This window comes from Ensifer sp. 4252, assembly GCF_050434565.1.
In the GTDB taxonomy this organism is placed as follows: domain Bacteria; phylum Pseudomonadota; class Alphaproteobacteria; order Rhizobiales; family Rhizobiaceae; genus Ensifer.
Window position 1 is genome coordinate 188386 of the sequence record NZ_JBNDIU010000008.1, and the last position, 19799, is coordinate 208184.

The window sequence follows — 19799 nt, forward strand, 5'->3', positions numbered from 1 at the left end:
CGTCAAACCCTTTCCATTTTCGCCGCCGCAGCGACCTGTGCCGGTGCAAGGCCAACCAGTTCTTCGTATCGTTCGGGATCCGTGGCGCCTTCGGTATTAATCACCAGTATCCGCGAATTGGCATCAAGGCCGAGGGCGGCACGCATGTCCGGATCTCCGGCGACCGTGACAAGGCCGGCGAGCCCGACGCCGCCGCTTTCACCGGCAACGATTGCCGGGTCGCCGCCTTTCGGGCGGGCGAGGCGGTTCATGATCGAGACTGCATCGTCTTCATCGACGGTCATGAAAGCATCAGCAACGCGCGAAAGAATACGCCAGGCGACAAGCGAAGGCTCGTAGCATTCGAGCATCGCCATGACAGTCGGCTCGCCATGCAGCACTTTCACCGGATGCCCGGCCTTTGCCGTTTCCAGCAGGCAGGCAGCCCGGGCCGGCTCGACGACGACGAAGCGCGGCCGGTCATGACCATAGCGTAGCGCCAGGTGGCCGGCCGCTGCCGCGGCGATGCCGCCGACGCCGGCCTGAACGAAGACATGGGAAGGCGGCGCGTCGATCTCCCGCAAGGCCTCGCACAAAAGCGCCGTATAGCCCTGCATGACCAGACCGGGGATGTATTCGTATCCAGGCCAGGACGTGTCGGAGACAACCGTCCAGCCGCGCTCTACGCAGACCTTCGCGGCAAATTCGACCGAGTCGTCGTAGGTCCCTTCGACCCGGATGATCTCGGCGCCATAATGGGCAATTGCCTCTATGCGTTTCTGACTGACGCCCGAATGCACGAAGATCACCGACCTCGCACCGACAAGCGCAGCGCCCATTGCCACTGACCGACCATGGTTGCCGTCGGTGGCGCAACCGAACGTCATCTCACGCGCGAACGCGCGAACGTCCGGGCGCTTGAGATCGTCGATATCGACATCCAGGCCGGTCCGCTTTCGCGCCTCATCGAGCACCAGTCGGATCACCGCATAGGACCCGCCGAGCGCCTTGAAGCTGCCGAGGCCGAGCCGATGGCCCTCGTCCTTGACGAAGATCGCCCCGGTCCCGAGTTCAGCCGCAAGCGCCGGCAAGGAATGAAGCGGCGTCGGCCAATGGTCGTCGCGGCGCGCTAGCATGCGCTCGACTTCAGCGGTGGCGGCAATCGACAACATGTCGGCATCATCCGGCAGCAGCGATGATCCGACGTCGGCGTGGTGGTTGCGAATGAGCATGTGGGCAATCTCCCTGTCTGATGAAGTTCTATTTCACCTCGTGAGAGAAATGCGCTCTAAATGGGTGGCACTCGTGCAAGTTTGTAAACAACAGCGAGCAGACGATGGCCGTTTCAAAGACCACATCGGCGGAGCTCGACCGCTTCGATCTGGCAATCCTCTCAATCCTGCAGAAGGATAACACGACGCCGCAGAGGCAAATCGGCGAGGCCGTCAACCTGTCCGCGCCTGCAGTGCAACGGCGGATCAAGCGCATGGAAGAAACCGGTGTCATCCGCAGCAACGTGGCGGTAGTCGACCCGGCCCGCGTCAACCAGGCGCTGACGATCCTTGTCGAGGTGGAGGTGGAGAGCGAGCAGATCGACCTGCTCGATGCGGCCAAGGCGGCGTTTTCGGCTGCTCCCGAAGTGCAGCAATGCTACTACGTTACGGGCGACGTGGATTTCATGCTTGTCGTGATCGTGCCGACGATGGGCGATTACGAGGCCTTCACCCGCCGCATGTTCTTCGGCAACCCCAACATCCGGCGCTTTAGAACCTTCGTCACCATGGATCGCGTCAAGGTCGGCCTCTCCGTACCGGTGGAAAAGTCGCGCTGAACGCTACTCCCGGCCGGCGAGCGCCTTCTTCTCCGCCTCCGCCTCCAGCGGCGCACCGGCGCCGATGGAGGTCAGATAGGCATCGACGGTTTCGAGCGACGAGGCCGGCGCAAATCCTTCACCACTTTCGGGTATCACGATTGCCAGTTGCGTCTGCCAGTGGCCGGCGTTCCGGCAGGCGACCGAGACGAAATCCGGCTGATCCGGCCGCTTCATCTCATATTCGCGGCAAATCTGCTGTCCGCCTGCCTGGAACGTCGAGACCAATCGAACCTTGGCCTGCCCCTCCCCGATCGCGATTTCCTCGCCCGAGGCGTGCTGATCGAGAATGCCCGACACGATCGGATCAACCAGACCTGCGACCTGCGGGTTTCCGACGTCCACCCGGCCGGCGCCGCCGACCAAGTACCCGCCAACGCCACCGACGACAATCAGAAGCGAGGCAGCCAACGCCATCATCAATTGCGACGGACGACGCGGCGACTGAACCGCAGGCTCCGGACGGCGAAACATGACGACGTTATCCGTGCTCGCACTGTCATCGGCCGCAGCGACGGTGCGGCCGTCGTCCCCTCGCGCTGCAGCATCGGCGGCCATCGCGCGCACCTTTTGTGCCAGATGATCCGGCACAGGTTCGTCGAGCAGCGGCTTCAGCGCCTCGCTCGATGCAGCCCGCGTTTCCATGAACATGGCCACGCGCGCCATCAGGTCGTCGTCCGTCTCGAGTGCTGCCTCGACGAGGCGTGTCGTTTCGTCGTCGAGTTCGCCGTCGGCAAACGCCATCAGGATTTCGTCGGTGAATACCATATCGCTCATCTCGCCCCGCCTCTCATATCCGGTGAACGCGCGGCCGCCGGTTCTATTCCCGCGGCTTCAGCAAGATTCTTGCGGGCGCGCGCAAGCCTGCTCATCACCGTACCGATGGGAATGCCGAGCACATCGGCCGCCTCGTTGTAGGAGAGCTCCTCCACACATGTCAGCAGCAGCACCTCGCGCTGTTCAAGCACGAGATCATCGATGGCTGCGGCCACGCTCTTCAACGTGATGCGCGCCTCGCAACCCGTTTCGCCTGATGGAACGGCAAGTTCCGGCTGAGCTTCGATCTCCTCGGTCGGGCCGGCCGTCTTCTGGCGGCGAAGCTGGTCTATCCACAGGTTGCGCAGAATGCGGAATATCCACGCGTCGAAACGCGTGCCCTCCTCGAACCGCTCGGAACCGGCAAGCGCCTTCTCGCAAGCGGCCTGCACAAGGTCGTCGGCAAGATCGCGGGAGCGGCAAAGCGAGATGGCAAAGCGACGCAGATTCGGCAGGAAAGCGACGAGGCGCTCGCCGAAGGCGATGTCCTGATCGGTCATTTCACGTTCCTTCCGGCGCTTCGGCGTGCACGCGGGGGAATAATTCGTCCATTCATCCGTTGAGCGATATGTGAAGCACACGCAAAAGTCACCACCGATGAGCATGCCTTTCACGGTAAGCTGACCCCACTGGGCGCGGTTGGGACAAGGAGATTGCCTTGAGAAAACGCCTGCTTCGATTGACCGCCGCATCGATCTGCGGCCTGGCTGTCGCCAATGGCGACCTCGTGCCAGCCGGGATTGCCGGCTCCACGACCAACGCTCCCTTTGCCTTTGTCACGGCGGCTCACGCAGACGACGACGATGGCGGCGACGATGACGGTGGTGGCGGTAGCAGTTCGTCTTCGGGCCGTTCGTCCGATCGAGGCTCCAGCGGCGTCTGGCGCGGTGGCGGCAATCTGCTCGACCTCTTCCGAGGCGCGCCGGAAAAGCGAACCGCCCGACGCCCGCAACCGGCCCGCAAACCGACCCACGTGCCGGGCGAAATCATCGCTCTCGGGCTGGATGACGCCGCGATCCAGCGCCTCGGCGAAAGAGGTTTCACGGTCCGGGCGCGTCAGTCCCTCGGACTTTCCGGCTCGCAGATCGTCAAGCTTTCGGTACCCGCGCGAATGACGCTCGAGCTCGCACGACAGGAGGTCGCGGCTGCCTCGCCGGGCGCCGTTGCCGATCTCAACCATTATTTCGAGCCGAACGAAGGCACTGTTCAGCCGACGCCGTGCGGCGAAGGGCGTTGCGCACTGGTTCGAACAGCCATCGGGTGGCCCGAACCCGATGCCGGGAAAGCCTGCACCGCTGCCGGTCCTATCGGGCTGATTGACACCGCGATCAACCCCGGCCACCCGGCGCTTCAGGGTGTAGACCTCGACATCGTCCGCCTGGCAGCCGACGAAGCGCCGGAGTCCGGACGCCAGCACGGCACTGCAGTTGCCGCGCTCATCGCCGGCCGGCAGGACAGCCGGGCACCGGGCCTGCTGCGCGATGCACGATTGATCGCAGTCGACGCCTTCCAGAAGACAAAGGGGGACGCCGATGTCGCCGAGACCTACAATCTGGTCAGGGCGATCGACCTTCTGGCGTCCCGTGGCGTGGCGGTGATCAACATGAGCCTTTCGGGCCCTCACAATCAGTTGCTGGAGAAAACCGTCTCGCTGGTCGCAGAGCGCAATATCCTGCAAGTGGCGGCCGCCGGTAATGACGGCCCCAGGGCGAAGCCCGTCTATCCCGCCGCCTACCCCGAGCTGATCGCGGTTACCGCCGTAGACCGCAACTTCCGCCCCTATCGCCATGCGGCACAGGGCGATCACATCGATGTTGCAGCACTCGGGACTGGGGTGTGGACCGCCGCGTCCGTCGACGGCGGCCGACCGCGCACAGGCACGTCGTTTGCCGCCCCGTTCGTTACGGCCGCCGTTGCCATTCTGAGAGCATCGAACCCTTCGCTGTCGGCCGAAGAGATCGGCAAGCTCGTGGTGCAAACGACTGAGGATGTCGGCGCGCCAGGCAAGGATCCGGTTTTCGGCTGGGGTGTCCTGAACGCTCGCGAACTCTGCCGCTCGTAGCGGCCGGGCTCTTCGACGCCCTGCACCAAACGTGATAACCACCTGATGGGTCTGCAGCACCCCCCATTGAAAAAGCTCCGGCGGAAAGAAGGTGTCGACTGTCGCACCTCCTTTCCGCCGGAGCCGTCATGCCCAACTTTGATCAGGCGGCAAGACCCCGCTCGGTGAGCAGCATGCCGACCCGCACCATGCGCACAGCATCTTCCGCGGCACGCACCAGCAGTTTCGGCGCGGCGCTGATCGCATCGTCAAGGCTGCAAGGCGCCTTCAGGATCGAGGCGAAGGCATCGATGCCGTGCTCGAAGTTCAAGGTAACGCCCTTGCCGATCGTGCCGGCCAAGGCGATCACCGGACGTCCTGCCTCCTTGGCGCGATGGCCGACCTCTGCCGGCACCTTGCCGAAGGGCGTCTGGCCATCGAGGCTGCCTTCGGCCGTGATCACGAGATCGGCCCTCGCGATCATGCTGTCGAGATCAAGATACTGCATGACGATATCGTAGCGCGGGTGCAGCTTGCCGCCGAGCAGGCCGAGGACGGCGGCACCGAGGCCTCCAGAGGCGCCGGCGCCGGGCGCGCCGCCGACGTCGATACCGGCCGTGCTATGGATCGCTGCGGCATAGGTCTCCATGGCATGGGCAAGCAGTTCGACCTGCTCAGGCGTCGCGCCCTTCTGCGGGCCGAAGACCCGGGCAACGCCGCGTTCGCCGAGCAGCACGTTGTGCCAGTTGACGGCGGCATCGATACGAACCTCATTCAGACGCGGGTCGCGATGCGAGAGATCGATCCGAGCCAAATGACCAAGTGCACCGCCGCCGGGCGGCAGCGACCGGCCATCCTTATCGAGTAGCTTGATACCCAGCGCCTGCGCCATGCCGGCACCGCCGTCATTGATGCCGCTGTCGCCGCAGCCGAGCAGGATGCGGCGCGCGCCGGCGTCGAGCGCTGCCCGGATCAGTTCGCCGACGCCGTAGCTCGTGGTGAGGCAGGGGTTGCGGCGATCGCGCGGCACCAGCCTTAGGCCGGCGGCGGCGGCCATTTCGATGATGGCGACCGGTTTATCCTGCCCGCCGAGAAATCCGAAATGCGACAGGACCGGCGTGCCGAGCGGCCCGGTCACGACGCATTCGTGCAGCGTGCCGCCGGTGACTGCGACCAGAGCCTTGGTAAAGCCTTCGCCGCCATCGACCATCGGCACTTTCAGAACCTTGGCCTGCGGGCAGGCGCGCAGCACACCCTTCTCGATGCAATCGGCCGCTTCTTCCGCCGACAGACTTTCCTTGAAACCAGACGGTGCAACCAGAATGGTAAGTGTCATGTGACAGTCTCCTTGCGTTTTTGTGACAATGCGGATGCAAGGGAGAAACGGCCGCTCGGAGAGTTTATTCCGAGGGGTGCCAAACTATTTCGCCGTTAGCGCAGAAAAAAGCAAAGGCCGGAGCTGACGGGCTCCGGCCTTGCTAAAGGCATATATTTTCAAATTCTTACATCAACCTCCCAAGCCCATCAGCGGCCAGACGAAGACGGCAAAAAGCGTCAGGAGCCCAATGAAGGGGATGAGCAGCATCGCGGCGAGACGCATCAGATCCGATGGCGTGAAGGCAGGCGGTTCCATGCCGCCGAACAGCGCCACGGGCTTGGCCGAAACCATCAAGGTTTGGCAGAAACCACTACCCAGGGTAGCAGTCATGATGAGAACTGCGGGATTGACGCCGAGCCCTGCCAGCGGCAGGGCGAGCGTCGGGATCAGCACCGTCGCCCGCGCTGTCCGGGAGGCGACGACGATGTGCGCAAATGTGGCAAGGATCACCGTGAACAGGATCACCAACCAGGCCGGCGGTTTTCCGACGAGGCTGAGCAGGCCGATAGCGCGGTCGGCGAGCAGGGCTGCAGTTCCGGTGCTCATCAGCGCCTCGCCGATGACCAGCGTGCCGGCGAGAAACAGGAGCAGGTTCCACTCGACGGTCTTCAGCGCCTTGCGAAAGGGCAATCCCGAGACCTTTTCCGAGGCCATGACGAGAGCGCCGAACAAGGCAACGAAGGGCAAGGCAACGCCGTGAAGGCTTGATGTCGCAAGCGCCAGCACGATGAGTGCGGTGACCGCCAGCAACGTCCGCTACTGTGCAAGCAGCAGCGGTCTCTCGTCAGACTGGCATGGCTCGAAAGCGGCATTGCGATCTTCGGCGCCGAGGAAAAACCGCAGGATGAGGCCGCAGGCAATCAAGGTTGTGATTAGTCCGAACGGCGCCGCCAGCAGAGCCCAGTGGAGGAAATCCGGCGCGTTGCCGCCGCTACGGCGGATGAAATCCACCGCCACCAGATGTGCGCCTGCACCGGTCAGCGAGGCGGCCGCCGAAAGCAGGATCACCGACGGGAAAGCAGCGCGAGCGCCCGCGTCACGCCCGGCCTTCCGATGGCGGCCGTCAAGCCGAGAAAGACCGGCATGAAGATTGCCGCCCGTGCGGATGTGGAGGGGATGATGAAGGCGGTCGCAAAGATCGTCAGAGTTACCGCCCAGAAGAGGCTGCTGACGCGCTGGAACGGTGCCAGCAGCCGGAAGGTGAGACGCTCCACCAGCCCGGATGCCTGCAGCACCGAGGCGATGACGAAGGCGGCGATCATCAGCCAGACGATATCGTTGCCGAGCGCTGCAAACACCGCCTCTTCGCTGACCGTGCCCGTGGCGCCGAGAGCCAGTGCGCCGGCAAGCGCCACCGGCGTTTCTGGAAGATCGAAGATCGTCCAGTAGACAAGCGTTGCCGCAAACACCATCAGCGCCAGACGCATCGGCATGGTCAGCCCATCGGCTGCAACAAAGATCAGGATCGCCGCGAAGATGAGCAGCATCGACCCAGTCAATAGCCGCACTTGGCGCAGCGGCATCTGATCGCCGAAATTGCGCACTTCGCTCGCGGAGGGAATGACGACGTCTCGCTCCGATGCAATTGCTCGAACGCTGTTCATGGTGCCCAATCCTTTTCTTAACCGCAGCCGGTTCGCGGCGAAAACTCACGTGCGACAACCGACCGTCATGATGTCTCGATGAGGGCCTAACGGCGCTGCACGCGGTTTATTCCTGCCCGAAGCACGGCCCGTTTCAATTTGCTGATCGGACGAGGTAGTTGCGCGCACTTCGGCAAGCGCGCCTGTCAATGTTCATGCCTTGCGCCATATCAATGTAGTGGACCGCGAAATGCCGGCAGTCTTGGGCTACGGTTCGCCGTTGGAGGTAGCGAATTATGTTCGTCAGGGAATTGTCGCGTGAGGAATGTATCGCCCTCATCTCCTCGCACCATATCGGCCGGCTGGCCTGTGCCAGGGATGACCAGCCCTACATCGTCCCCATCCAGTACGCCTTTGCCGCAAACCGGCTATACGGTTTCTCGATGCCCGGACAGAAAGTCGACTGGATGCGCGCAAACCCCCGCGTCTGTGTCCAGATCGACGCGTTCTCCGACAGGGGAAGCTGGAAAAGTGCGGTCATCTACGGCAGATATCGGGAACTGCCGGATACCGAGCAAGGACATCAAGAGCGCCTGCAGGCATGGTCGCTGCTGGAGAAACGCACCAACTGGTGGGAGCCAGGCGGCCTGAAGCCGGGAGAACAAGGCGTCGTCGGAACGTCGCCCCATCTGTTCTTCGTGATCGAGGTCGACGAGATGACCGGACGCGCCATGGACGAAGATCCGGTGGACATCTCTTCGCATTAACGAAGAGACGCCCAAACCCGGAGGCTTGGCCTATCCAGTTGACGGGGGCTGCGCGCCCGTCAATCTCAGACTTGAGCCGTCAGGCCCCCTTGCGCGCGACGACCGGCACGTAATGTTCGAGTTCCGGCGCCGGGAACTGCAAGGTGGCGTTGATCTCTGCGGAGCGATAGAGCCCCATCAGCATCTCGACCACAGCCAGACCGTCCTCGAAGGTTTCGAGCGGCTTCTGGCCCTTGCGGAAACACTCGACCATGTGGCGGTTTTCGTCGGTGTAGCCGTAAACGCCGGCCTCGTCCTCGAGCACCGGCATCAGCCCCTGCTCCGCATTCTGCTTTTCGACCAGATCTTCGCCTTCCGAACCCGTGACTGCGCGAGACATGAAAATCTTAAGCCCCGTGCTCAGAGAATTGTATTCGAGCGCATATTCCGGGCCGAGCAATTCGAGCTGGATGCGCAGGCCGGCTCCGACATAGGCCCAGGACGTCGTCGCCTCGATCATCAGTTCGTTGCCGTCCTGATCCTCAAGCGTCACGGTTGCGCGGGCAAAATCCTCCGAAGGGCGGTTGCGATAGTCCACATCGTTGCCGAACCGCTTGCGCAGCTGTTCGGCATAGTTGGGGCGCGTCCATTTCAGGTTGGCGACGGTGCCGTTGACCGCCTTGATCTTCAGCGAGTTGCGCGGCGCGTCGGGTGCGGTCAGCAGATAGCGCGCCACCTCGACGCTGTGGCACATCATGTCGGAGAGAACGCCGCCGCCCTGCTTGTCGCCCTGCCAGAACCACGGCTCGTGCGGGCCGGAATGCTCCTCTGCCGCGCGCGCAAGATAGGGCCTGCCGGTGGTGGAGGCGGCACGTCGCCAGATGATCTCCTTGCCGCGCAAAACGGGCGTGCAGAACACCTGGTTTTCGAGATAGCCGTGGTTAAGGCCGGCATCCTCGGCGAGCGTCATCATCTCGCGGGCTTCCGCCACCGTGCGCGCCAGCGGCTTCTCGCAGGCGACCGCGAACACCTTGCTGCGACCGGCCTTGATCGCTCCATGCAACGTGCGCATGACCTCGAGGCGCGTATAGTTCGGCGAAAGGATCCAGATCGCATCGACGTCATCGGCGACAAGCAGTGCTTCCAGGCTCTCATGCGTGCGGCAGGAGCCGAGCCCGAGTGCTCCCACTTCCTTCGCAAACTTCTCGCGGTTCTCCGCCTTGCGGCTGAAGACACCCGTCACTTCGACGTTGCGCACGCCGATCATCGACTTCAGGTGGAAATGGGCGATGAAGCCGGTTCCGACGAACCCCACGCGCAGCGTCTGCTTCGGTAGCTGTGTCATTCTCTTCTCCCAGATTTTTCGGTTATTGGCGTGGCGAGGCGGTGCTGGCCCTGATGCTCAGGGCTGTCGGCAGCACGATGGGCGGGGCAAAGCCCACCTCCTCGCCGGAAAGCATCCGAAGCAACAGCGACATCGCCGTCCGGCCGATATCGGCGCGCGGCTGGCTGACGGTCGTTAGCGGTGGATAGAAAGCCTTGCTCAGGTAGAGATCATCGAAACCGACGACGGAAACGTCACCCGGCACGTCGCGACCAAGGCGACGCAACTCGTGAATGGCGCCATACGCCATTTCGTCGTTGGCGGCAAAGAGCGCGGTCGGCGGCTCGGGCAAGGCAAACAATTGGCCGCAGCAGAGCTGGCCGGTTTCGAGCAGGTAATCGCCACGAACCTCGTAACCCTCGGGGATAACGAGGCCGGCCTCGTGCATGGCGGCGCGATAACCGTCGCGGCGGTGAACGGCCATGACTTCGGGCAGCGGCCCGGCGATATGGGCGATCTTGCGGTGACCAAGCGAGATCAGATGCTCGACCGCGACCTTGGCGGCGGCAAGATTGTCGACCTGCACATGCGGCAGCCCCGAGGCCTCGATCATTTCCAAGGCGACGACGACAGGCAGATGCGTAAGGTCGACGCGAGTATCATGGCCTGCCGGCGGTAGCTTGCCGGTCATCAGGATCATGCCATCCGCATGACCATCGCGCAGCATGTTGAAATATTCCGTCTCGCGATCCGGATCATTCTCGGTGTTGCCCATGAGCACGGAGTAACCGGCCTCGCGCGCCGTCGCTTCGACGCCCTTGAGGATGTCGAGATAGAACGGGTTGCCGACGTCGCGCACGACCAAGAGCACCGACATCGACTTGCGGGTGCGCAGGTTGCGGGCACTGACGTTCGGCCGATAGTTGAGCTCGCGCGCCAGCGCATGGATGCGCTGGCGCGTTTCGGCCGTCACCAGGTCGGAATCGCTCAGCGCCCGCGACACGGTTGCGACGGAAACGCCGGCGCGCTCGGCGATATCCTTGATCTTCGGCCGGTGATCGCTCATGCCCGCATCGCCCTTCCGCGCCCGTAGAACAGCATCAACAGCAGCAGCGTCGCGCCGAACACCATCTGGCGGCCGGATTCGTCGATGTTGACGGTGGTCAGGATGCCCTGGAGGATCACCAGCAACAGCGCTCCGGCCATGGTGCCGGTGTACCCGCCCTTTCCGCCTGCCAGCGACGTACCGCCGAAGACAACGGCGATGATCGACGAGAGCATGTATTGCTCGCCGACATTGGCGAAGGACGAGCCGGAATAGCCGAGCAGGCAGAGGCCGGCGATCGCCGCAAACATGCCGGAGATCATGAACAGGCCAATGCGCATGCGGCGGACCGGCACGCCGGCCATATAGGCCGCATGCTCGTTGGAGCCGATTGCATAGATGCGGTGGCCGAAGACGGTGCGGTTGAGCATGAAAGCCATAAAAAGGCCGATAGCAATCCAGAGCCAGATGATGCCGGGAATGCCGAGCACCAGCGGCTGGGTGACGAAGGTGGAAAGACCAGGCGCTGCGCGCCCGGAGGGAATGCCGTTGCGAATGACGACGAGCAGGCCCTGAAGTACGCCGAGCATGCCGAGCGTCATCACCAGCGGCGGGATGCGCAGCAGCGTGACGCCAAGCCCGTTCAGGAGGCCGAAGAAGGCACCGGCCGCCAGGCAGGCAAGGATCGCCGGCAGGATGCCGCCGTCGGCCCCGTTCATGACATTGCCAGCGATGATCGCCGAGAGCGAGACGACGCCACCGACCGAAAGATCGATACCTTCCCGGCCCCCGAGGATGACGACATTCTGGCCGGCCGCAACAATGCCGAGCAGCGAGGCGACGATCAGCAGGCGCAGGATCTGGTCGGCCGAGGCAAAGCCCGGAGACAGGCTTTCGCCGAGATAGAGAAGTGCCACGATCAGAAGCAGCGCGATGACCAGCGGCTTCTTGACGAAGGAAATAACGGCGTTCATGCGCGTGCCCTCCGGCCGGCAAGCACGCCTGCCATCAAGACGAGAAGGATGGCGAGACCCTGGACGAAATTCTGCCACTCCGACGGCGTACCCATGAAGAAGACGAGCGAATTGACGAGACCGATCGTCAGCGCCCCGAGCAGTGAACCGACGACGGTCGTCCAGCCGCCGGCAAGCGCGCTGCCCCCCAGCACCACGGCCGCGACGCTATAAAGCGTCATCTTGCCACCGACGAGCGGATCGCCGCTGGCGGTGTCGCCGGTCAGGCAGAACGCTGCGAGCGCTGAAAACAGACCGCAGAGCGCATAGCCCTTGATGCGGACCAGAACGACCGGAAGGCCGGTCTGGTAGGCCGCCTGCTGGTCGTCGCCAACAGCCAGAAGCTGGGTGACGAGGCGAGTGCGCGACAGCACATAGAGCAGAAGGGTCAGTGCCGCGAGAACGTAGAAGACGAAGGGAAGGCCGAGCAGCCTGCCGCCATAGGTGCGCCAGAAGAGCGCCGGCGCCGGTGTTCCGGCCACCGGCATGACATAGAGCGCAACGCCGGTGAAGAAGATGCTGGTCGCGAAAGTGGCGACGATCGCCTGCAATCTCAGCGCTGCGACGACGATGCCGTTGACAACGCCGCAGACGAGCCCGAGCAGAACGCCACAGATCATGGCGCCGATGACGGCACCAGCGCCGCCACCCCATTTCTCCATCAAAACAACAATGGCGACATTGACGAGCGACAGTGTCGCGCCCGCCGAAAGATCGATGTCCCCAGCGGAAACGACATAGGTCTGGGCGATCGCCAGCATGATCAGCGCCATATAGGTGCTGAGCAAGCCCGTCAGCGAGCGGTAGCTCAGGCTATTGGGCGAGAACGCGCCGTTCAGCGCCAGAAGTGCTACGACGATGATCAACGCCGGCAGGAACGGGTAGCGTTCGAGCCAGAGCTTCAGGCCGCCGGCGCGGGAAGGTCGAATGTCTGTCGTGGTCGGTGTCATCACGCGGCCTCGTATGCAGCCTGGTAGAGATTGTAGCGGGTGCGATCTTCGCCGGTGAGCTCGCGCGTGACCGATCCGCCATTGAAGACGAGGATGCGGTTGGCGTTCCCAAGCAGTTCCGCGTCCTCTGAGGAGTAGAGCAGAATGCCTAGCCCGTCTGCGGCCAGCTGGCGAATGAGGGCGAAGAGATCGGCCTTGGCCGACAGGTCGATGCCCTTGGTCGGATCGTCAAGCAGCAGCACATCAGGCCGATCGATCAGCCAGCGGGCGATGATCACCTTCTGCTGGTTGCCGCCGGAAAGCGAGTTGATCGGATGCATCAGGCTCGCGAACTTCGTGTGCATCGCTGCAAGCGCCGGCGTCGCCTTTTCCCTGAGGCTTGACGGGCGTGCGATCATCAGCCGATCACGCAGATAGTGGATGGGGGTGACGTTCTCGATGATCGGCCTGCCGGCAATGACGCCGTCGCGACCACGGTCGCCCGAGACATAGGCGCAACCACGCCGGATGGCATCGCGCGGGCTCTTGGCATCCAAACGATCACCGCCGATGCGGATCTCGCCCGACGTTATGGAGCCTGCGCCAAAGATCGCGCGCAGCACCGCCGATTGTCCTTGCCCGTGAAGCCCGCCGAAACCGAGGATCTCGCCCTTGGCGACCTCGAAGCTGACATTGCGGAAACCGGTGCCGGACAGCTTGTCGACGGTCATGGCGGCACCGGTCGCGAAGCTCGCCACGGCAGGCGCGGACGACTGGGACGCCGGCATGTCGCCGGCGCCGCCGACCATCAGCCGGATGACCGCAGCGGGATCGGTTTCGGAAAGATTGAGTGTCTTAATCGTCTCGCCGTCGCGGATGATCGTCACCCGATCGCCGATCGCGGTGATCTCGTCCATGCGGTGCGAAATGAAGATGATACCGCGGCCGTCGCGCTTTAGCCCGCGCAGGATATCGAAGAAGCGGTCGACTTGTGCCCGATCGAGCGCCGAGGTCGGCTCGTCGAAGATCAGGATCGGCGCTTCGCTTGCGAGCGCCTTCATGATCTCGACAAGCTGTCGCTGATCGGCGCGCAGATTGCCGACGAGGGTCTCGGCCGCAAAACCATCACCCGAAACCCCGGAGAAAAGCTCGATGTAGCGCGCAGCCCTTGCCTTCAGCGCAGTACGGTCGATGAAGATCCCTGCTTTCACCGGCAGCATCGCAAGGCAGATGTTCTCCTCGACCGAGCGGTTCGCGGCAAGGCTGAGTTCCTGGTAGAAGATGCCGATGCCCTGCGCCCGTGCCGACTGCGGCCCTGATATCGTGACCGCCCGGCCGTCGATGAGGATTTCACCGCCATCGGGTCGCACGCTGCCGGCAATGATCTTGCACAATGTGCTCTTGCCCGAGCCGTTCGAGCCCATGAGCACATGGACCTCGCCGGCGGCGATCTCGAGGTCGCCGCGGCGCAAAGCCAGGGTGGCGCCGTAAGCCTTGCTTACGCCGTTCAATTTAAGTTTCGACATGGGGTGTCGTCCGTAAAATCGGGTCCGGGACGCCGGGCGGACCATCAGATCCGCCCGGTTTCAGACGCTTACTTGAAGAGCGCTTCGGCGTCTTCGATCGAAAGAGCCCTGGTGTAGGAGTAGTAGCCCGGCTTGCCATCGACCTGCTTGGCGGCATCCGCCAGGTTCTTGCTATCGATGAACGGGATCGGCAGGTACATGGCGTTTTTGTACTGCCCGGCCGTTGCCGGCTCCTTTAGTTCCTTGCCCTGCAGCATGAGGACGGCGACGTTGAGCGCGCTTGCCATGACGCCGGGCGGGTTGACGGTCGCGCCGGAGTTCAGCTTGTCCTTGCCCCAGAGGTCGATGAAGTCCTTGCGGATTTCGCCCGTTGCGGCGATCTGGCTCGCCTTGCCGGCATCCATGATCGACTTCCATGCGCCGGCAGCCATCCCGTCCTGCACGACGACGCCGTTGACGTCAGGATAGGTCGCAAGAATGTTCTGCATGGCCTGCTGGCCCTGCGCCTGATCCCAGTTGGCGTTGACCTCGTTGACCACCTGAATATCCGGATAGTCCTTGAAGACGCTCTTGTAGCCGGCGACACGCATCTCGTTTGCCGGGTGGCCGGCGACGCCGTTGATGGCAACGACCTTGCCCTTGCCGCCGAGCGTTTCGGCCAGCCACTTGGCGCCGGCTGCGCCCCAGGCCGTCTGGTCGATGCCGACATAGGTCGCATCCGGCGACGAGACTTCGGCATCGGTCGCGATCACCAGGATGCCCGCTTCCTTCGCCTGCGCGAAGATCGGGTCGAAGGCCGTCGGGCTGTTCGGGTTGATGATGATGGCATTCACGCCCTCGGCAATGAAGTTGCGCACATGGGCGATCTGCCCGGGCACGTCGACATTGGCGCTCTGGACGCTGACTTCGACGTCGACGCCCTTTTCCTTCCATTTTTCCGCGGCCGCCTTGGCCTCGTCGATCATCTGCGTGCGCCACTCGCTGCCGACCCAGCCGTTAGACAGACCAATCTTCAAGGTCTCGGCATTGGCGAGCGAGGCGGAGATGGCGATGGATGCGACGGTGCCGAGTGCTACGGCGATAAGCTTCTTCATAAGATCCTCCCAAAATCTTGCGAGAACCATGAAGCCAGAAAATGTAATCGATTTCAATGGGGATTTTCAGCGATTTTTGGTGGGTTTTGCGAGTTTCCGTCGCGAACCCGCGAAAGCTGTGACTTGGCTAGGCCGATCGACAGGATTGCTGGGGAAAGCTGGCGCTTTCCGCGCCGCTCGCCCCCACTTGGCCAGATGTGCTCTTGGCCATCGGGGCGGCACATGCAAAAGCGGGGCAAGGCGAAAGGGCGATTCGCGTCCGCACTCGGCCAAAGCAGGACCGCGACCATGAAATGACATAAGTGATGGACGGCTTTGCAGCAGCCGCCTTCAACCCAACGGCCTGTTGCTGGAACTGCAACACCTCGTTGCTCGCCGACCGGCTAGCCGGCATTTGCCCTCAGCCAATAGTGTTAAGTTTGGGCAAAGAACAACAACTGGTCCCCAACCAGAGGAGAACATCATGACCGGAAAACCCGGAGCCGCCACGGGCGGGCTCTATCTGCACATCCTTGTGCTCGCGATCGTCATCGTCTCTGAGCTGATCGGCATTCAACGCCTGTCGATCGGCCTCGGCACCGTGATCTTCCTGCCGATCCTCTACGCTTTCGCACTTGGCATCCTGCTCAATCCCGCCATTTTCAAGGCGAGCGCCAAGTTCCTTTCCAAGGATGCGGTCAAGCTGTCCGGCGCCATGATCACCGTTGCGATCATGCCCTTCATCGCCAAGTTCGGCACGACCGTCGGACCACAGATCTCCAAGATCATCGAGGCCGGACCGGCGCTCGTGCTGCAGGAACTCGGCAATCTTGGCACCATCCTCGTCGCCTTCCCCGTCGCCGTGTTCCTGCTCAAGATGGGCCGCGAAGCCGTCGGCGCCACCTATTCGATCGACCGCGAGCCCAACATCGCGCTGATCGCCGACAAATACGGCCTCAACTCGCCGGAAGGTGCTGGCGCCATGGGCGTCTATGCCACCGGCACGCTGATCGGCACATTCGTCTTCGCCGTCATGCCGCCGCTCGTCCACGGTCTCGGTATCTTCGACGTACGTGCGCTTGCCATGTCCTGCGGCGTCGGCTCCGGCTCGATGCTTGCGGCCTGCACCGGCGGTCTCGTCGCCGTCGTTCCCGACCAGAAGGACATCATCCTGGCATTGGCAGCGGCCAGCAACATCCTGACCTACGCGACCGGCCTTTATGTCGGCATGTTCGTCGCCCTGCCGCTGACGGAATGGCTTTACAACAAAGCCCGCCCGTTCGAACGCGCAACAGCCTGATCGGGAGACAGGAACAATGGCCAACCAAACCAACACCACCGCCAATCTTGCCGACGACCTGCCGCTGAATGCGGAAGACGAGCGCAAGATCGATGTCATTCGCCACTCCGGGCTGCTGCTGATCGCCTGCGCCATCGGCCTCATCGCCAACTGGGTCGGCACCGGCACGTCGCCGCTCGTCGCGCTGCCCGGCATGGCGGTACTCTATGTCGCCTGCATCATCGGCCTTGGTTTCGCGCGCTTCGTGCCCTTCTACCTGCCGAGCGTTGCCTGGGTCTCGCTGATCGCGATCCTGATCACCATCCCCGGCGTCCCCGGTGCAGCCTGGGTCAGCGAACAGGTCGAACACCTGAACTTCCTGGCACTCGCCACCCCGGCGCTCGCCTATGGCGGCCTTGCCTTGACCGCCAGCGAATTTGCGATTGCCCGCCGCTCGGGCTGGAAAATCGTCATCGTGGCAATCTGCGTGATGATCGGAACCTATATGGGTTCCGTCGTCGTCGCCGATCTGTTCCTGAGATTGGGTCAGTAGGATAGAACAAGGGGCCGGCCGCACTTACGGCCGGCCTTCAATTTGCAGGACAGGATCAACGAGATGAGCCGCCACGACATCAGCCCCGACCGCATCGCGGAAACGATCGCCTGGCGCCATCACCTGCATGCCCATCCGGAACTCGCCTTCGAGGAACGGGAAACGTCCGCCTTCATCGCCGGGAAGCTTGCCGAATGGGGCATCGCCGTCAAAGGCGGCTATGGCGGCACCGGCCTCGTTGGCACATTGTCGCGGGGCACCTCGCCCCGGACGATCGCCATCCGAGCTGACATGGACGCGCTGCCGATCGTCGAGGCAAGCGGCGTTGCCTATGCGTCGAAAACATCAGGCAAGATGCATGCCTGCGGCCATGACGGCCATGTCTCGATGCTGCTCGCCGCGGCACGACAGGCCTCCGAGTTGGATTTCGACGGCACCGTCCACTTCATCTTCCAGCCGGCCGAAGAAGCGGAAGGTGGCGCCCGCGCCATGGTCGCCGACGGTCTCTTTCGTGATTTTCCAGCCGACGCCGTCTATGCGCTGCACAATTGGCCGGCGCTCGACGTCGGCTCCTGCGTTGCCCGCGACGACGCGATGATGGCCGCCTTCGGCGTGTTCGAAATCCGCGTCACCGGCCGGGGCGCCCACGGTGCGATGCCGCATGAGGGCGCCGACCCGCTGGTGGCCGCGGCACAGATCGTCACCGCGCTGCAGACGATTGCCAGCCGCAATGTCTCACCGCTCGACGCGGCCGTGGTTTCCGTAACCCAGATCCATGGCGGCGACGCCTGGAACGTGATCCCGCAAGAAGCAGTCATCCGCGGCACGACCCGCTGGTTCGCGAAAGAGGTTGGCGAAATCCTCGAAAAACGCATGCGGACGCTGACGGCGGCCGTCGCCGAGGGCCTCGGTTGCAGCGCCGATCTCGACTATCAGTACCGCTATCCCGCCACGATCAACGATGCAGCGACAGCTGCCTTCGTGCGCTCGGTCGCAGTGCAGGACAGCGCGCTTTCGGTTGTCGACGCCGCCCCCAGCATGGCCGCGGAAGATTTCGCCTTCATGCTGGAGGAGCGCCCAGGCTGCTACCTCTGGCTCGGCGCACGCCGCGACGGCGCAAACCCCGGCTTGCATTCGCCGCACTACGATTTCAACGACGCGATTGTTCCGCAGGGCGTCGACCTCTGGACAAAGCTGATCGCCACGTCTCTTGGTCGTTGACCTCCAACGGGTTTCGTCGCAACCATGACCACCATGGATGTGCTCGACGCGAAAGCGCTCAAGATTTTTATGGCAGTAGCCCGTATCGGATCGATCCGGGGCGCTGCCGAACATATGGGGCTGGCGCCATCGGTCGTCAGCCGCCAGATCGCCGACACCGAACGCGAGATCGGCCTTGCGCTGTTCGAGCGCACTGCGCGTGGCACCGTTTTGACGGATGCCGGCGAACTCGTTCTCGAACACGGCAAACGTGTTCTTGAAGACAACGGCCTGCTTGCCGAACAGCTGGACCAGATTCGCGGCGTCCAGCAGACGCGCATCCGCATTCGCTGTGGCGAAGGCTTCATGGCCGATCTTGTCGAGCATGGGCTGTCGTCATTCTCGAAAGCGCATTCCTATGTCCGCTATATCGTCGAACTCGGCAGCACAGAGGATGTGGTCGACGCCATTGCCAACAGCGACGCGGATATCGGCATCGCCTACACACCGCTGACGGATCCGCGCATTCGGGCGCTGGCGATCGCGCGCCAGCCCCTCTGCGTCATCGTGCCAAACGGGCATCGGCTCTCCGGGCGGCGGGATCTGAAACTGGCGGACTGTCTGACCTCGCCCTGCGCCCTGCTCGGCAAGGGCAATGGCGTCACCCAGCTCGTTGCCCGTGTGGCCGCCGATGCCGGGATGGCGCTGGCACCGTTGCTCGAAACCCATTCGACCGAAGTGTTGCGCCGCTTCGTCGCCTCCGCTCTTGGTGTCACCTTCCTGCCGCGCGCCGCAGTCTCGGGCGAAATCGACCGCGGCGTCATGCAGGCGATCGATCTTGAAGATCCGCTGCTGCGCGAGGCGAGCGCCCATCTGATGGTGCGCGCCCATCGCCGTCTGCCGCTCTCGGTGGAGAAACTCGGCCAACATCTCGCGCTGGAAATGCAGTCCTTCAAAGCCTAAGGCTTACCGAACCAGCATCCAGACAGCCCGTTCTGCACTTTGCTCCACCGACAGGAAACCTTTGCGCGAGTTGACCGTTGTAGCGACAAGACAGAGGAGAAGGTTGGATGGCATCCGTCCGATACATCGTCGCGGACGTCAACGAGGCGGTCGCGTTTTATCGAGACAATCTCGATTTCAAGATCGACAAGCACAACCCGGGCAAGTTCGCCGCGCTGCTGCGCGACGATCTGACGCTGTATCTCAGCGCCCCAGGTGCCGGGAGCGGTGGCCAGGCCGGCGGCGATCCGAAGCCGGGCGGGTGGAACCGATTTATGATCATTACTAACGAGGTCGATGTCCTCATTGAGCGGTTGCGCCGCGCCGATGCAAGATTCCGCGGTGAAATCAGCGACGGCGGTGCCGGCCGCGCCATCTTGCTCGAAGATCCATCGGGCAACGTCATCGAGCTATTCGAGTTCAAGAAGGACTGAACCCGACG

At 63.2% G+C, this 19799-nt stretch carries 21 protein-coding genes; 8 read left to right on the forward strand and 13 right to left on the reverse strand.

The genetic code is table 11. The annotated features are described in order from the left end of the window. Nucleotides 1–2: 2 nt before the first annotated feature. Nucleotides 3–1211, reverse strand: coding sequence for a diaminopropionate ammonia-lyase (locus tag ABIE33_RS17615; protein WP_429127341.1), 1209 nt, complete (start codon nt 1209–1211; stop codon nt 3–5). A 104-nt stretch (nt 1212–1315) separates the two neighbouring features. Between ABIE33_RS17615 and ABIE33_RS17620 the strand changes: the two genes are divergently transcribed. Continuing rightward, nucleotides 1316–1810: an Lrp/AsnC family transcriptional regulator gene (locus tag ABIE33_RS17620; RefSeq protein WP_429127344.1), complete on the forward strand. Its 495-nt coding sequence runs from the start codon at nt 1316–1318 to the stop codon at nt 1808–1810. Between the two features lie 3 nt (nt 1811–1813). Here ABIE33_RS17620 and ABIE33_RS17625 read toward each other — a convergent pair whose 3' ends face one another. Together ABIE33_RS17625 and ABIE33_RS17630 are read right to left on the reverse strand one after the other, a co-directional pair. Then, a complete protein-coding gene (locus ABIE33_RS17625) occupies nt 1814–2626 on the reverse strand; it encodes an anti-sigma factor family protein (protein WP_429127347.1) in 813 nt (270 codons plus the stop codon). After that, entirely contained in the window at nt 2623–3165 is a 543-nt protein-coding gene (locus ABIE33_RS17630) for an RNA polymerase sigma factor (protein WP_429127348.1), read from the reverse strand. The genes ABIE33_RS17625 and ABIE33_RS17630 overlap by 4 nt, the downstream gene beginning before the upstream one ends. 158 nt (nt 3166–3323) lie before the next feature. Between ABIE33_RS17630 and ABIE33_RS17635 the strand changes: the two genes are divergently transcribed. After that, a complete protein-coding gene (locus ABIE33_RS17635; protein WP_429127351.1) occupies nt 3324–4727 on the forward strand; it encodes a S8 family serine peptidase in 1404 nt (467 codons plus the stop codon). 142 nt (nt 4728–4869) lie between these two features. On the opposite strand, the gene ABIE33_RS17640 is transcribed toward ABIE33_RS17635, so the two are convergent. The 4 genes from ABIE33_RS17640 to ABIE33_RS17655 all read right to left on the reverse strand — a co-directional run bounded on the left by ABIE33_RS17640 (nt 4870) and on the right by ABIE33_RS17655 (nt 7688). After that, the gene (locus tag ABIE33_RS17640) at nt 4870–6042 is read right to left on the reverse strand and encodes a glycerate kinase family protein (RefSeq protein WP_429127354.1); all 1173 of its coding nucleotides are present in this window, start codon (nt 6040–6042) and stop codon (nt 4870–4872) included. A gap of 171 nt (nt 6043–6213) precedes the next feature. Then, on the reverse strand, nt 6214–6834 hold the full coding sequence (locus ABIE33_RS17645; protein WP_429127357.1) for an SLC13 family permease: 621 nt from the start codon (nt 6832–6834) through the stop codon (nt 6214–6216). 6 nt (nt 6835–6840) lie between these two features. Beyond that, entirely contained in the window at nt 6841–7092 is a 252-nt protein-coding gene (locus ABIE33_RS17650) for a hypothetical protein (RefSeq protein ID WP_429127360.1), read from the reverse strand. Continuing rightward, on the reverse strand, nt 7089–7688 hold the full coding sequence (locus tag ABIE33_RS17655; RefSeq protein ID WP_429127362.1) for an SLC13 family permease: 600 nt from the start codon (nt 7686–7688) through the stop codon (nt 7089–7091). The genes ABIE33_RS17650 and ABIE33_RS17655 overlap by 4 nt, the downstream gene beginning before the upstream one ends. A 275-nt stretch (nt 7689–7963) precedes the next feature. On the opposite strand from ABIE33_RS17655, the gene ABIE33_RS17660 reads away from it, so the two are divergent. Then, the gene (locus ABIE33_RS17660; protein WP_429127365.1) at nt 7964–8434 is read left to right on the forward strand and encodes a pyridoxamine 5'-phosphate oxidase family protein; all 471 of its coding nucleotides are present in this window, start codon (nt 7964–7966) and stop codon (nt 8432–8434) included. A 79-nt stretch (nt 8435–8513) separates the two neighbouring features. On the opposite strand, the gene ABIE33_RS17665 is transcribed toward ABIE33_RS17660, so the two are convergent. From ABIE33_RS17665 to ABIE33_RS17690, 6 genes are all read right to left on the reverse strand, one after another. After that, nucleotides 8514–9758, reverse strand: coding sequence for a Gfo/Idh/MocA family protein (locus ABIE33_RS17665; RefSeq protein WP_429127368.1), 1245 nt, complete (start codon nt 9756–9758; stop codon nt 8514–8516). Between the two features lie 22 nt (nt 9759–9780). After that, nucleotides 9781–10803, reverse strand: coding sequence for a LacI family DNA-binding transcriptional regulator (locus tag ABIE33_RS17670; protein ID WP_429127370.1), 1023 nt, complete (start codon nt 10801–10803; stop codon nt 9781–9783). After that, on the reverse strand, nt 10800–11756 hold the full coding sequence (locus tag ABIE33_RS17675) for an ABC transporter permease (RefSeq protein ID WP_429127373.1): 957 nt from the start codon (nt 11754–11756) through the stop codon (nt 10800–10802). The genes ABIE33_RS17670 and ABIE33_RS17675 overlap by 4 nt, the downstream gene beginning before the upstream one ends. Further along, nucleotides 11753–12745 (reverse strand): ABC transporter permease, encoded by a 993-nt coding sequence (locus ABIE33_RS17680; RefSeq protein ID WP_429127375.1) that lies wholly within the window; start codon nt 12743–12745, stop codon nt 11753–11755. The genes ABIE33_RS17675 and ABIE33_RS17680 overlap by 4 nt, the downstream gene beginning before the upstream one ends. Continuing rightward, nucleotides 12745–14250, reverse strand: coding sequence for a sugar ABC transporter ATP-binding protein (locus ABIE33_RS17685; RefSeq protein WP_429127378.1), 1506 nt, complete (start codon nt 14248–14250; stop codon nt 12745–12747). Before ABIE33_RS17685 ends, ABIE33_RS17680 begins: the two co-directional genes overlap by 1 nt. Before the next feature lie 68 nt (nt 14251–14318). Continuing rightward, nucleotides 14319–15344 (reverse strand): ABC transporter substrate-binding protein, encoded by a 1026-nt coding sequence (locus tag ABIE33_RS17690; protein ID WP_429127381.1) that lies wholly within the window; start codon nt 15342–15344, stop codon nt 14319–14321. A gap of 463 nt (nt 15345–15807) precedes the next feature. Here ABIE33_RS17690 and ABIE33_RS17695 point away from each other — a divergent pair, with 463 nt between their 5' ends. From ABIE33_RS17695 to ABIE33_RS17715, 5 genes are all read left to right on the forward strand, one after another. After that, nucleotides 15808–16623, forward strand: coding sequence for a DUF3100 domain-containing protein (locus ABIE33_RS17695; RefSeq protein ID WP_429127384.1), 816 nt, complete (start codon nt 15808–15810; stop codon nt 16621–16623). Between the two features lie 16 nt (nt 16624–16639). Continuing rightward, on the forward strand, nt 16640–17155 hold the full coding sequence (locus tag ABIE33_RS17700) for a hypothetical protein (protein ID WP_429127387.1): 516 nt from the start codon (nt 16640–16642) through the stop codon (nt 17153–17155). Between the two features lie 63 nt (nt 17156–17218). After that, the gene (locus ABIE33_RS17705) at nt 17219–18376 is read left to right on the forward strand and encodes a M20 aminoacylase family protein (RefSeq protein ID WP_429127390.1); all 1158 of its coding nucleotides are present in this window, start codon (nt 17219–17221) and stop codon (nt 18374–18376) included. A 24-nt stretch (nt 18377–18400) separates the two neighbouring features. Further along, entirely contained in the window at nt 18401–19318 is a 918-nt protein-coding gene (locus ABIE33_RS17710) for a LysR family transcriptional regulator (RefSeq protein ID WP_429127392.1), read from the forward strand. Between the two features lie 107 nt (nt 19319–19425). Further along, the gene (locus tag ABIE33_RS17715; RefSeq protein ID WP_429127395.1) at nt 19426–19791 is read left to right on the forward strand and encodes a VOC family protein; all 366 of its coding nucleotides are present in this window, start codon (nt 19426–19428) and stop codon (nt 19789–19791) included. Nucleotides 19792–19799: the final 8 nt, after the last annotated feature.